This is a genomic window from Streptomyces sp. NBC_01450 (assembly GCF_036227505.1).
In the GTDB taxonomy this organism is placed as follows: Bacteria; Actinomycetota; Actinomycetes; order Streptomycetales; family Streptomycetaceae; genus Streptomyces.
Map to the genome: position 1 here is coordinate 541,493 of NZ_CP109481.1, position 12,164 is coordinate 553,656.

Annotated in this window: 12 protein-coding genes and 3 pseudogenes; 10 read left to right on the forward strand and 5 right to left on the reverse strand. The window is 67.4% G+C overall.

Translation table 11 applies throughout. The features are described from left to right. Window positions 1-307: 307 nt before the first annotated feature. Entirely contained in the window at window positions 308-727 is a 420-nt protein-coding gene (locus OG568_RS50745) for a hypothetical protein (protein ID WP_329536904.1), read from the reverse strand. A gap of 111 nt (window positions 728-838) precedes the next feature. Beyond that, window positions 839-1,912 carry a hypothetical protein gene (locus OG568_RS50750; protein ID WP_329536905.1) on the reverse strand — a complete coding sequence of 358 codons (1,074 nt, stop codon included), beginning with the start codon at window positions 1,910-1,912 and terminating at the stop codon, window positions 839-841. A 9-nt stretch (window positions 1,913-1,921) separates the two neighbouring features. Here OG568_RS50750 and OG568_RS50755 point away from each other — a divergent pair, with 9 nt between their 5' ends. The 6 genes and pseudogenes from OG568_RS50755 to OG568_RS50775 all read left to right on the forward strand — a co-directional run bounded on the left by OG568_RS50755 (window position 1,922) and on the right by OG568_RS50775 (window position 6,486). Beyond that, on the forward strand, window positions 1,922-2,641 hold the full coding sequence (locus OG568_RS50755; protein WP_329536906.1) for an IS3 family transposase: 720 nt from the start codon (window positions 1,922-1,924) through the stop codon (window positions 2,639-2,641). 35 nt (window positions 2,642-2,676) lie between these two features. Further along, window positions 2,677-3,240 (forward strand): annotated as a pseudogene (locus OG568_RS50760) (transposase); the annotation flags it as partial. A gap of 168 nt (window positions 3,241-3,408) precedes the next feature. Further along, window positions 3,409-4,662, forward strand: coding sequence for a tetratricopeptide repeat protein (locus OG568_RS50765; RefSeq protein WP_329536908.1), 1,254 nt, complete (start codon window positions 3,409-3,411; stop codon window positions 4,660-4,662). A 343-nt stretch (window positions 4,663-5,005) separates the two neighbouring features. Further along, entirely contained in the window at window positions 5,006-5,596 is a 591-nt protein-coding gene (locus OG568_RS50770) for a DUF4259 domain-containing protein (protein WP_329536909.1), read from the forward strand. Between the two features lie 12 nt (window positions 5,597-5,608). Further along, window positions 5,609-6,184: pseudogene (locus OG568_RS61795) on the forward strand (transposase family protein); the annotation flags it as partial. Window positions 6,185-6,201: 17 nt separating this feature from the next. Continuing rightward, window positions 6,202-6,486 carry a hypothetical protein gene (locus OG568_RS50775; RefSeq protein ID WP_329536910.1) on the forward strand — a complete coding sequence of 95 codons (285 nt, stop codon included), beginning with the start codon at window positions 6,202-6,204 and terminating at the stop codon, window positions 6,484-6,486. Between the two features lie 263 nt (window positions 6,487-6,749). Here the strand turns inward: OG568_RS50775 and OG568_RS50780 are convergent, their stop codons facing one another. Further along, window positions 6,750-6,905 (reverse strand): hypothetical protein, encoded by a 156-nt coding sequence (locus tag OG568_RS50780; protein WP_329536911.1) that lies wholly within the window; start codon window positions 6,903-6,905, stop codon window positions 6,750-6,752. Between the two features lie 75 nt (window positions 6,906-6,980). Here OG568_RS50780 and OG568_RS50785 point away from each other — a divergent pair, with 75 nt between their 5' ends. Both OG568_RS50785 and OG568_RS50790 read left to right on the forward strand, forming a co-directional pair. Continuing rightward, window positions 6,981-7,187 (forward strand): hypothetical protein, encoded by a 207-nt coding sequence (locus OG568_RS50785; protein ID WP_329536912.1) that lies wholly within the window; start codon window positions 6,981-6,983, stop codon window positions 7,185-7,187. Between the two features lie 57 nt (window positions 7,188-7,244). Next, on the forward strand, window positions 7,245-7,775 hold the full coding sequence (locus OG568_RS50790; RefSeq protein WP_329538249.1) for a GNAT family N-acetyltransferase: 531 nt from the start codon (window positions 7,245-7,247) through the stop codon (window positions 7,773-7,775). 87 nt (window positions 7,776-7,862) lie between these two features. Here the strand turns inward: OG568_RS50790 and OG568_RS50795 are convergent. After that, window positions 7,863-7,988 (reverse strand): annotated as a pseudogene (locus OG568_RS50795) (thioredoxin family protein); the annotation flags it as partial. 561 nt (window positions 7,989-8,549) lie between these two features. Next, the gene (locus OG568_RS50800; protein WP_329536913.1) at window positions 8,550-9,689 is read right to left on the reverse strand and encodes a PucR family transcriptional regulator; all 1,140 of its coding nucleotides are present in this window, start codon (window positions 9,687-9,689) and stop codon (window positions 8,550-8,552) included. Window positions 9,690-9,776: 87 nt separating this feature from the next. Between OG568_RS50800 and OG568_RS50805 the strand changes: the two genes are divergently transcribed. Further along, a complete protein-coding gene (locus OG568_RS50805; protein ID WP_329536914.1) occupies window positions 9,777-10,832 on the forward strand; it encodes a ferredoxin reductase in 1,056 nt (351 codons plus the stop codon). Between the two features lie 7 nt (window positions 10,833-10,839). Further along, on the forward strand, window positions 10,840-11,958 hold the full coding sequence (locus OG568_RS50810) for a fatty acid desaturase family protein (RefSeq protein WP_329536915.1): 1,119 nt from the start codon (window positions 10,840-10,842) through the stop codon (window positions 11,956-11,958). Window positions 11,959-12,164 lie beyond the last annotated feature (206 nt).

Genomic DNA, 12,164 nt, shown 5'->3' on the forward strand with positions numbered 1-12,164 from the left:
GGCAGCTGGTTGGTGCGCCATGAGGCGTGCTCGAAGCCACATTGAAGGCGCCCGTTGGCTGGCTCCCCGTGCCCGGCTGGTTTACGACCTCGAAGATCACAGACGAAACGGCCTCAGCAGGCAGCAACCACACCAATTTTCAGCACGGAACGGGCGTCACCGCAGGTGATCCGACGGGCTGGTTTGGTAATGGGGCGGAAGATTCCCGCCGAAGCGAATCCTCCAGGCATTTCAAGCTACGCACATTGGCGATGAATACGGCAAAGCGGGTCGAAGAACCCAAGGTGAATCAACATCAAACGCCCACTCAGGCGGGCGGTGTGGTCGCGGCTGCAGACCGCATGAGGGCGGGGGCGGCCAGACCGGCAGGCACAACGCAGCTCAACAGGACCACAGGCCAGGCCACCAGGCCCAGAAAGAACGAGGTGGGGACACTGGCACACAGGGCAGCCATTGCGACCGCAACGACGTGAGCGGACCGTGAGGCCGGATTGGTGCTCATCGCCTTGGCGAAGAGCAGCACGACCATAGTGATGCCCAACTCGACGGCCGCTGCGGGAACGGCGACCTGGAGTGCACTCGCCCACCGGAGCCCGCTCTGCGCGCTCGCTCCGGACTGCGCCTCGAACACGCCAAAAAGGAAGTAGTAGAGAACCGCCAATGGTGCGACCGCCGACACGGTGATGCAACCGAGCCGGATCAGGAGCCAAAAATATTTCACACTCACCTTCACTTGTGTCCCGTGTCTACCGGGATGCTATCGGGCGACCGGAAACCGGACCGCCGGGCCGACGTGCGGCATCCGCACGTCGGCCCGGCGGTCACTCGGTCTCTCCGGTCACCCCCAGCTGTTCGCGTACATGTTGTTGTAGGCGTACGTCGGACTGCTCGAGGTCATCGTGAACTCCTGCGCGTATCCATACTCGTGCATGGCCGCGTATCTACTCAGGTTGACGGCGAGAGCTGTCTTGTCCTTGTCGAAGTTCCAGTCCTTGTACACCTGGACGTTGAACGTCATGCCGACCGACTTCCCGTCCGACATGGCGGTTCCGGTGACGCGGACTTGCGCATGCCCGATGCCGAAGTGGTTGTCCTTGGTCTCGAGATTCACACCGAGCCACTTGGAATCGGCCTTGAACTCGCAGGCCCCTCCCGACCGGCAACTCGTCAGGGCCTGGGCCTGCCAGTCGTCGAGCTGTCCCTGCACGACCTTGCGCAGTCCGGGGTCGCCCTTAAGGTAATTGAAGTTGACGTCGTAGTTGGTTCCGCTGGCGTCGCGGTAGTGCCTCCAGAGCTTTACCGTCAGATCCATCCCGGCAGCCCCGGCCGCCGCGATCGCAGCCTCGTACTCGAGCAGGAGGTGGTTCATGAAGTAGTTGTACTGGCTTGGCGTGGCCTCCTTCGAGTTGAAGGGGGCGTTGTCGTTCGGCGTCTTCGGGGAGTCGTTGCCGGTCGTCTTCAGAGGGAGCGGTTCTGGGCCCTGTTTGAAGGTGACCTTGGTTGTTGTGCTGTTCTGGGTCTGGGTGACTACCGCGGTGAAAGTTCCCGCTGTACCCCCCACTGTGCCCTTGCTCGTGTAGGTCTTGGTGTAGCTCCAGTCCCAGCCGTCCCTGCTCTTGGTCCAGGTCTCGGTACCACCGTTGCAGGAGCTCGAGGCACCGCCACACATGCCGTCGGGGCGGAGGCCGGTGGGGTCGGCGAGGGTGACGGGGGTGTTGTTGGCGTAGGCGTAGCCGTTGAGGGACTCGTGGTCGTCGGGGGCGACCGGTGAGCGAGCTGTACCGGTTGATCCATGCGGAGAAGGTGACGTATCCGATCGTCCTGCTGTGCCGGGTGCTGAAAGTCGCCCGCTCCTCCTACTACGCCTGGCGCGAGGGCGAGGCGGCCCGCCGCCGCCGACGCGCTCGCGCACGAGATCACCGTGGTGCACATCGCCTCCCGTCACACCTACGGTGTCCCGCGCATCCACGCCGAACCGCGCCGCCTGGGCCGGCGGGTGAACCGCAAGCGCGTCGCCCGTGTGATGCGTGAGCGCGACATCCGCGGTGTCACCCGGCGCAAGAGGCGTTCGCTGACCCGGCCGGACGCGAAAGCGAAGCCGGCCCCGGACCTGATCGGCCGCGACTTCCACGCCGAGCGGCCCGGGACCAGGCTGGTCGGCGACATCACCTGCCTGCCCACCGCCGAAGGCCGGCTCTACCTCGCCTGCCGGCTGGACCTGGCCACCCGCGAGGTCGTCGGCTACGCCATGGCCGACCACCACCGCGCCGAACTCGTCGTCGACGCCCTCGACATGGCCCACGGCCGGGGCGGACTGGAGCCCGGCTGCGTGATCCACAGCGATCGCGGCAGTGAATACACGTCAGCCCAGTTCCGGGACCGAATAGGGAAGTTGGGACTGCGGCAGAGCTGCGGACGCACCGGATCATGCTTCGACAACGCTGCCGCGGAGAGCTTCTGGGCCCTGCTCAAGGAGGAGATCGGCACCCGTATCCGGCCCGACCGGGCCACCGCCCGAGCCGAGGTCTTCTCCTTCGTCGAGACCTTCTACAACCGCCGCCGCCTGCGGAAGCACCGGACTTTCGGCTACCTCACCCCGACCGAGACCAGACAGCGGCATCAACACGCCCTCGCGGCATAACGATCACGTGTCCGAGACCACGGGGAAACTTCAGGTTCTCGATGACGCCACCCATCGCCCGCACCTGGGACCGGCGTGGACACACGCCTGTGGTGCGGGTGCGGGGCCGGTCCTGGCGCCGCTGGTCGATCGCCGCGATGTGCTGTTACAAGCCGGGCGAATCGCCCAGGCTGATCTACCGGCCGTGCCGCCACCGCAAGCACCGGGGGAAGGGACGCAACAGCTTCGCCTGGAGCGACTACCGCGACCTGGTCGTCCGCGCCCACATCCAGCTCGGCACCCCCATCGTCATGATCTGGGATAATCTCAACACCCACCGGGCCGCCGGGATGCGCGAGTACGCCGCCGAACACGACTGGCTCACCATCGTGCAACTGCCTTCCTATGCACCAGATCTGAATCCGGTGGAAGGTATCTGGTCACTGTTACGACGCGGCCCGCTGGCCAACGTCGCCTTCACCGACGACGAACACCTCGAACGCACTCTCCGCCGGGGCCTGCGCCATATCCAGCTACGGCCCGACCTCATCGACGGCTGCCTCACCGGCACCGGCCTCACACTCAGCCAACAGCCGACAACACCCCGGAGAGATCAGTAACCGGAAATGCCGGTGATCATGGGTGTGCCCGTCTTGGTCTGGACGCCACCAGCCACCCGTACAGCCTGGTTGCCTTCCGCCAGGCAAGGACGCCCGTGAATGTCGCGGCGAAGGTCCAGAACACTCAGGTGGCTTGACCTTCCGATCGGCCAATGGTCCCGTCGACTCATGAGCAGCTCTCGAAGCCCGACGTGGTTATCCGCCGACGCGTTGCCCAAGGTCACTGTATGGACGCCGTTTTGGACGCGTCTGCGCCTGCATCGGCTGGAGCGGCGCCTGCGGCGCGCTGTCGCCTCCGGCGACCTGAGCCTCATGGTCCTTCTCGCCCGCGTGGTCAGGGTCCGTGGAGACCGTGCGGAGGCCGTCCGCCTCTACCTCCGCGCCATCGAGGCAGGTGACGCCAAGGCGGCCAACGACCTCGGTGTGATGGAAGCCGAGGACGGCGACCTCGACGCGGCCGAGGCCCACTATCGCCAGGCGGTCGAGGCGGGTCTCACGCCGGCGATGCACAACCTGGCCGAGCTGCTGTGGGAACGGGACGACCCAGAGGAGGCGGAGGCGCTCTTCAGGCGCGCCGCCGATGCGGGGGCAGACCTGTCGATGAACAAGCTGGGGTTGCTGCTTTCCGAACGCGGTGCACACGAGGAAGCACAGGCCCAGTTCCGCCGGGCCGTTGACCTGGGCAACCCAGAGGCCGCCAACAACTTGGCGCTCATGGTCGCCGAGCGTGACCCACAGGAAGCCGAGAGGCTCTACCGTATGGCCCTCCGGCACAGCCTCGCCGAAGCGCGCTACAACCTCGCCTTGCTCCTCTCCGAACAAGGACGGCAGCCCGAGGCGGAGAAGCTGCATCGGGAGGGAGCAGCCGCCGGCAACTCCTCGGACAGGAACAGCCTCGGCCTGCTCCTTGCCGGCCGCGAGGACTGGTCCGGTGCCGCACAGTGGTACAAACGCGCGATCGCGGCGGGCAACATCAACGCCATCTACAACTTCGGCCGCGTCCGCGAAAGACAGGGCCGCCTGGCAGAGGCGGAGGCGCTCTACCGCCGTGCGATCGACGCCGGCCAGCCCAATGCCCTCAACAACCTGGCCGTCATGCTGGACGAGCGAGGTGCCAAAGAGGAAGCGGAGCGCCTCTACCGCGATGCGATCGCCGCCGACGTCCCCGACTCGCTGTGCAACCTCGCCATGCTGCTCGACGAGGCCGGGCGTCACGAAGAGGCGGCGGAGTTCTACCGCACGGCCGTCGATGCCGGCGATCCCAAGGCCATGAACAACCTTGCTCTACTCTGCTTCGACCGGGGCGACCCGGATGCAGCCGAGGGCTTGTTCCGGCGCGCCATCGCGGCCGGCAACGTGAGCGCCGTCGGGAACCTGGTGTTGCTGCTGACCGGTCGGTTGGGCCCCGACCACCCAGACTGACCGCCGGACCGTGCCGCCTGGCACCATGGGCCAGATCATCCAGCCATATGCTCCTCACGGCCAGAGTGCAATATCACTCCCCCAGCTTCAGTTGTGCGGAGGAGTGATCGATTCGGTAGCCGATGCCGGTTTCGACAAAGGCCGAAGCATACCCACGCGGCTCAACGCTGAGCTCCTGGCCAACTGAAGCACTCACTGGCCAGCTGAGGGGTTCGCTCTTCCGTGAGACCCACGCCATCCGGGGGACACTGCCAGACGGTGGGCATCGCCGGATGCCCTGCTCCGCGGTGTCAGAGCGTGCTGAGATGCTGGCGCCACCAAGTCCAGATGGTGGGAGTAGTGCATGGGAACGTGGGGGACCGGTCCATTCGACAGCGACATGGCCGCAGACTTCGTCGACGGCCTTGCAGGGAAGTCGCCTGAGCAGGTAATTGAAGCGATGGCGAGGGCTTTCCAGCGAGTGGTGGACTCAGGTTCGCGCGTGGATGGTGGGGACGGGGCCGAAGCCGTTGCCGCTGCTGCTCTTGTCGCGGCCCAGATTCCGGGCAGCCAGGTAGTGATCGATCCTGATGACGGTCCTTCTGAGCCGTTGCCTGTCCTGCCGCTCTCGCTCCGGCCCGTGGCCGAGCGGGCACTTCGTTGTGTTCTGCAGGACGGTTCGGAGCTGGCCGCAGGCTGGGTCGAGAGCAGTGATGCCCAACAGTGGCGAACGACGGTTCAGACGATCACTCGTGCCCTGGACGTCGCCCCCTGGCGGCTGGCCCTCGAAGGGCTGGACTGCAGGATCGTTCCGCCAGGGGATGACGTCGACATGAAGTTGGAATCACTCGAAGACTTCCTCTTCTCGGGCCTGAACCTCACGGTGCGCCAGGCCGTGCTCGCGGACGACTGCTTGATGATCGACGCGGCGGGCTGCGGACCCCCAGGACCATGACCTCAGTGTCAGCATCCTGCCGCACGCGTTCACAGCCGCTACTGGCGTCACATAGCCGGGCTGCCCGTCGGCGGTCACCGGATGATCGTCCGACTCCGCGTGCGTCGGTTCTTCTGTGATCAAAGCCAGTGCCGACGCCGGACCTACGTGGAACAGGTGACGGGCCTGACCGAGCCGCGCCTTCGTACCTCACCGGCGGCCCGGTCGGCGATAAGAGCGGTCGCCGTGGAGCTCGGGGGCCGCCCGGGTCAACGCCTATGCACGAAACTGCGGATCCATGGTCGGCGGACGAACCTCCTGAGGCAGTTGGCCGCTCAGCCCGTGCCGGCCCAGGCCCCACGGATCCTCGGAATCGACGAGTTCGCGTTCCGCAAGGGCCGGACTTACGGCACCGTCCTCGTCGACGTCGAGTCCTCCAGGCCGGGTGTGTTGCATGGGCCGCAGACGGGGGCGTCGGCGGGGCAGGAGTGGATGCCGCAATCGTCTCCACCGTCCTGTCCAATCTCGGCTCCGGCCGCCGCCCACTCAGAGTCGTCCGCAGATGGTGCAGTGAGCCTGGCGCTGCCTGCAGCCGCCGCAGCGGGGTAGACCGGTGAGCTTCGAGAGTGTGCAGGGTCCGGTGTGGCCGCAGATCGAGCGTCCTCGTCGCCACCGAAGTCCTGCCCAAGCGAGACGAGCAGATGGTCCGGCTCGAACGGCACGTGAAAGACCTCGTCACCTCACATACGACGGCCGAAGGCCGCAAAATCCTGCACCGATACGCGACTTGGCACATCCTGCGACGGCTCCGCCGCCGCAGCCGGGGCAAGGAGATCACGCACTACCAGCTCGCGACCGCGCGCCAACATCTGCGGGCGGCCATCTATCTCCTCAACTGGCTCGAGGAATAGAACCTGGCCCTTGCAACCTGCCGACAGGCCGACCTCGAACGCTGGATGACCAGCGACGACGTCCGCCTCCGCCGAGAGGCAGGCCACTTTGTGCGCTGGGCTCTGACCCAGAAGATCACCCGTGAACTCAGCTTCCCGGCCGAGCGATGGAACGGCCCCTCACAGCCGATGGACGACGAGGCCCGCTGGGCCACCGCCCGCCGCCTGCTGCACGACGAAACCCTCAGGCCCGAAGACCGGCTCGCCGGCCTGCTGTTGCTCCTCTATGCCAGCGGCCAGCGGCGATCTCCCGGCTCACCGTCGACCACATCGAGGAGACGGACGGAACTGTCCGCATCCGCCTCGGCGCCGTCCCGGTCGAACTTCCCGCACTCGTCGCTGAACTGGCCCTCCGGCAGGCCGAGATTCGCCGCAGTCATGCAGTCCTCGGCCGGACAGACTCGACCTGGCTCTTCCCCGGCGTCCAGCCCGGCCGCCCGATCAGCGCCTGGGCCATGGGCGAACGACTCCGCAAACTCGGCATCCGACTCGCGGAAGCCCGCTCGACCGCACTGTTCCAGCTCGCCACCGAGCTACCCGGCGCGGTCCTCGCCCGCACCCTCGGCATCGACATCACCGGCGCCGTGAAATGGCAGCGAGCCGCCGCCGGAGACTGGGGCGCCTACGCAGCCGAGGTCAGCCGCCGAAACTCGAAAGCCTGACCCGTCCCGATGTCAGACCCCGCTGACATGCTGCTTCTCATGACAACGCCCGAAAGCATGCCCGACCTCGCCCAGATCACCGACGCCCACGAGGTCACTCCCGAGCTCCGACGCCAGCTGATCGACTGCTGGATCGCGGTCACCAACTCGGGCGGCGCCGCAGGATTCCCCTTCCCACCCGTCCAAGACAACGACGTCGCGCCAGTCACGGACAAGCTCCTCGGACGTCTCCACCCGCAACACAGCCGACTCATCACCGCCAGATTCGACGACGTTCTTGCCGGATGGGTTGTCCTCAACCGCGATCCCTACCGGCTCGTCGGGCACTGGGGCACGGTCAACCACCTTCAGAGCCACCCCGAATTCCGCGGACGCGGCGTCGGCTCCGCCCTCATGCATGAGCTGCGAAAGATAGCCCGCGGCGAACTGGGGCTCGAACAGCTCCATCTCGCTGCCCGGGGAGGAGAGGGGCTGGAGGACTTCTACAGCCGACTCGGATGGCGTGAAGTCGGTCGCTGGCCAGGGGCTCTCCGCCTCGCGCCCGGCGACACCCGGGACGAGGTCCTGATGCTCCTCGATCCCCTCTGAGCGCGGGGGTATTCCGGGAGTTCCAATACCCGACTCCACCATTACGGCACGTGCTCGAAGTGGTTGGCCCTTGGCCGCGCCGACCGTCACCCGGCAGGGCTCGATTGCCTTGGGCCACGTCCCGGTGAAGTATGCGAGGACCGGGACTCCGCTCATCCCCAGGGTGAAATCGAACTCCGCGTCCTCACGGGGTCGGTGAACCCGCTTCGCCATGGAAGCTCCAGACCTCACATTCCGTCATTCCATCCCCATCATCCCCCGCGCGGTGTGTCACGCCGGCCCGGTCGGTCGTCCGGTTGACCTGCCGGAAGGGAGGCACGGGGCCGTCGCAGAACCACGGTGGTCCCCGGCGCGAGCGGCCCGGCCCCCCGCCCCTGGTGACCCGGCCTGGCCGCCCCGCCGGTCACCCAGCTGCAGCCCGCCGCGCGCCCGTGGGTCAGCTCGTGCCAGGACAGCGCCCTCCACGACGACACGAAAGCCGTTTTCCAGGGCATAGCGGCCCAGATCATCGACCAGATGCTCGATGAGCGCGTCGACGAGCGGGCCGGTGCGCATCGTCCACCGGATCCAGGCGAGCCGTATCCGCCACCGCGCTTCTCAGAGACAGCGCCCCCGACGGGCTTCCCGAGGCCTTGTCCGGTCTTCACATCACCCCCGGTCTCAGCTGGCTAATAGCCTTCTTCCCCGGGCCGCATGAGCCAGCTGATGGCACCGAGAACGAGGCACGATTCCTGGACCGCTCGCCGACGCGGTCGTGGACGGTCGAAGTACGCGTCAGCTGACCCGAAGACCGACCGCCAGCGTCAGTTCAAGGACCCGGTGTGGCGATGCGAGATCCGGAAACAGCTCCCGCAGCTGCGACATCCGGTACCGGACCGTCTGGGGATGGACGAACAACGCCGCCGCCACCTCGTCCCGCCTGCCCTGGTGCAGCAGCCACTCCCGCAATGTCTCCTCCAGCCGCTGTGCGGTCGTGACAGGCAAGGTCCGCAAGGGTGCGAGGGCTCGGGCACGCAGGTCTGCGAACGCGTCCACGTCGGCGCTCAGCACCAGCTCGGGCAGGTGGTCCTCGGTGTCGCGGATGTCAGAGGAGAGGGAGCGCGCGCGTACGGCTCGTGCGTACGAGGCGGACGCACGAGTCCATGGCCGGGCCGGGCCGACCACGGCGGTGCGGTCGGTCAGCTGCCGCAAGAGATGTGATCGGTCGGCATCGGGGACGAGCAGCACACCGGTGGCGTCCGGCAGATCGTCGAGGACGAGGGTGCTCGGGTCGAGCGCGCGGTAGGCAGGCCGGGCCTGGGCGGCGGGCAGCAGGACCGCGGTCAGTGAAACCGGAGGCTGCCACCCGGCCCGTTGAACAGAGGCCAGCAGCACGTCCGGGCTCGCGCCGGCGAGGAGGTCGCGGGCCAGGTGTTCCAGGTGGCGCTCGTGGTCCCTGCCCCGGGCGGCCAGTTCGTCGGCGTGGCCCGCGGCGCTCGCGGCGGAGAGCTCGTCGATGTAGGCGAAGGTCAGCTCGGCGAACTTGGCGACCTCGGCGGCGGGCAGACCTGCGGGTACGGCACCCGCTGCCAGGCATCGCCAGGCCACGCGGGCGCCGACGCGGTAGGCGCTGAGCAGGGCGTCCATCGAACGGCCGTCGCGCACCTCGCCGCGGCCCAGCTCGTAGGCTGCGTCACCGGCGTCGCCGCCTGTGGCGTTCCCGCTCGCGAGGTCCAGGTAGTGCCCCAGGGCGGTGCGGACGGCTCGGCGGATGGTGGCGCCCATGCGGCCCGAAAGGGCGTTGGCGTAGGGAGGGACCTCGTCGATGATCGCCTGGACGACCTCGTCGGCGGTGGTCTTCAGCGCGGCCCGAAGTGCGGTGACCGTCGTCTCATCCAGGGCCAGTTCGCTGGCCCTTTGGATTGCATGGCTCACGTTTTTGTTCCCTGCGAACAATTCAGTCGACCAGATTTACGTCCTGCGGTCAGGACTTTACGCCCTGAGGCGCAGCAAGCTGGGGTCATGACGAGTGCAGCCCTCCGCAGCAGGGCGTGGAAACTGCTGGAGATGGTCACGACGCCGCTGTTGCCGTCGGACTACCTCGACCTGGTCAGCCCGCTGCGTGCGGGCGCTGACCTGCGTGGGCGCATCGAGGCCGTGCACCCCGAGACGGGTGACGCCGCGACTGTCGTGATCAGGCCGGGACGAGGCTGGCGCGGCCACACGGCTGGTCAGTACGTGCGGATCGGGGTCGACGTCGACGGGGTGCGCCTGTGGCGTGCCTACTCCCTCACCTCGCCGACAAGCCGCCAGGACGGCCGCGTCACGATCACCGTGAAGGCGATCCCGGACGGCAAGGTCAGCAACCATCTGGTCCGCAGGGCGAAACCGGGCACGCTGATCCAGCTCGACCAGCCGACCGGTGACTTCGTGCTGCCGCAGGCCAAGCCCGCCAAGGTGCTCTACCTGACGGCCGGCAGCGGCATCACGCCCGTGATGGGCATGCTGCGCGACATCGAGTTCGACGACGTCGTCATGGTCCACTGCGCGCCACAGCCGCAAGACGTGATCTTCCGCAACGAACTGCACGACCTGGTCGCGGACAAGAAGCTGCGGCTCACCGAGGTGCACACCGACACGGACGGCATGCTCGACATCGCCCGTCTCGACGAACTCGTGCCCGACTGGGCCGAGCGCGAGACCTGGGCTTGCGGGCCCGCGGGCCTGCTCGACGCCGCCGAAGAGCACTGGATGGAGCACGGCGTACAAGAGCGCCTGCACACCGAACGCTTCCGCCCCAGCATCGTCGTCGCCGGCGACGGCGGCGAAGTCACGTTCAGCGCCACCGGCAAGACCGTCGACGCGGACGGCGCCACGCCGTTGCTGGACATCGGCGAGGAGGCCGGCGTGCTCATGCCCTCCGGGTGCCGCATGGGCATCTGCTTCGGCTGCATCACGCCGCTCAAGGCGGGCGCCGTCCGCGACCTGCGCACCGGCGAGATCACCGAGGCCGAGCCGGGCGTCCTCATCCAGACCTGCGTGTCCGCCGCGGCGGGCCCCTGCGACATCGAACGGTAGGAGCACCTTGACCGCCATCGACCCCACCGCCCACCTGACCGCGGAGCAGATCGAGGAGCTCGGCCGCGAGCTGGACGCGATCCGCGACGAGGTGATCGCCGGCCGCGGCGAGAAGGACGCCGCCTACATCCGTAAGGTCATCTCGGCGCAGCGCAGGCTCGAGCTGGTCAGCAGGGGCGTGCTGCTGTTCTCGTTCTTCCCGCCCGCGTGGCTGATCGGCACCGCTGGTCTGTCCGTGGCGAAGATCATGGACAACATGGAGATCGGCCACAACATCCTGCACGGCCAGTGGGACTGGATGCGGGACCCGAAGATCCACTCCACCACCTGGGAGTGGGATCACGTCTCACCGGCCGATCAGTGGAAGCACTCGCACAACGAGCTGCACCACACGTACACCAACGTGATCGGCAAGGACAACGACCTCGGCTACGGCATCATGCGCGTCGACGAGGACCAGAAGTGGCACCCGTTCCACCTCGGCCAGCCGCTGTGGAACTTCCTCAACGCCTGCTTCTTCGAGTACGGCATCGCGGCGTACGACCTGGAGCTCGGCAAGAACCTGCACAAGCGCCGCCGCAAGAACCCGGAGTTCCGCGCGCGGGCCAAGGCCGTGGGCCGCAAGATCCGCAAGCAGGTGCTCAAGGACTACGTGATCCACCCGCTGCTGTCGGGCCCGTCGTTCCTCACCACGCTCGCCGCCACGTTCACCGCGAACCTGGTCCGCAACATCTGGTCCCACTCGGTGATCATGTGCGGGCACTTCCCCGAGGGCGTGCAGGTCTTCGAGCGCCGGTCGATCAAGGGCGAGACGCGCGGCCAGTGGTACCTGCGCCAGATGATGGGCTCGGCGAACATCAGCGGCAGCAGGGCCATGCACTTCATGACCGGCAACCTCTCCCACCAGATCGAGCACCACCTGTTCCCGGACCTGCCGAGCAACCGGTACGCCGAGGTCGCGGTGAAGGTGCGCGCGCTGTTCGACAAGTACGAGCTGGAGTACGTCACCGGGCCGCTGCCCAAGCAGGTGTTCTCCGCGTGGCACAAGGTCGTCCGGCTCTCGCTGCCGAACAAGAAGCCCAAGGCCAGGACACCGGACCGCGAGCAGGAGCTCGTCGCGGCCTGATTCCCGGTACTGGTTCAGATCCTTCGGCCCTACCGGCGGCACCGCCGGGTTCGGTGAGATCCGTTGCGGACGGTGGGCGGCCGCGACATCAGACCGTACGACACGGGATCCGGGCAGCCCGGTGTCCGGCCGCGCTGCCTGGACGTACGCCAGGAGCTCAGCACACAGCCCCCGGCGAGGTGTTGTAGTGCGCTGACCTGCCATGG

What these genes read in the sequence shown, in the direction of transcription:
- OG568_RS50790 (WP_329538249.1), top strand. Translation starts at nt 7,245, where the DNA reads ATGCCCGACCTCGCCCAGATCACCGACGCCCACGAGGTCACTCCCGAG.
- OG568_RS50770 (WP_329536909.1), top strand. Translation starts at nt 5,006, where the DNA reads ATGGGAACGTGGGGGACCGGTCCATTCGACAGCGACATGGCCGCAGAC.
- OG568_RS50785 (WP_329536912.1), top strand. Translation starts at nt 6,981, where the DNA reads ATGGGCGAACGACTCCGCAAACTCGGCATCCGACTCGCGGAAGCCCGC.
- OG568_RS50780 (WP_329536911.1), bottom strand. Translation starts at nt 6,905, where the DNA reads ATGACTGCGGCGAATCTCGGCCTGCCGGAGGGCCAGTTCAGCGACGAG.
- OG568_RS50765 (WP_329536908.1), top strand. Translation starts at nt 3,409, where the DNA reads ATGAGCAGCTCTCGAAGCCCGACGTGGTTATCCGCCGACGCGTTGCCC.
- OG568_RS50805 (WP_329536914.1), top strand. Translation starts at nt 9,777, where the DNA reads ATGACGAGTGCAGCCCTCCGCAGCAGGGCGTGGAAACTGCTGGAGATG.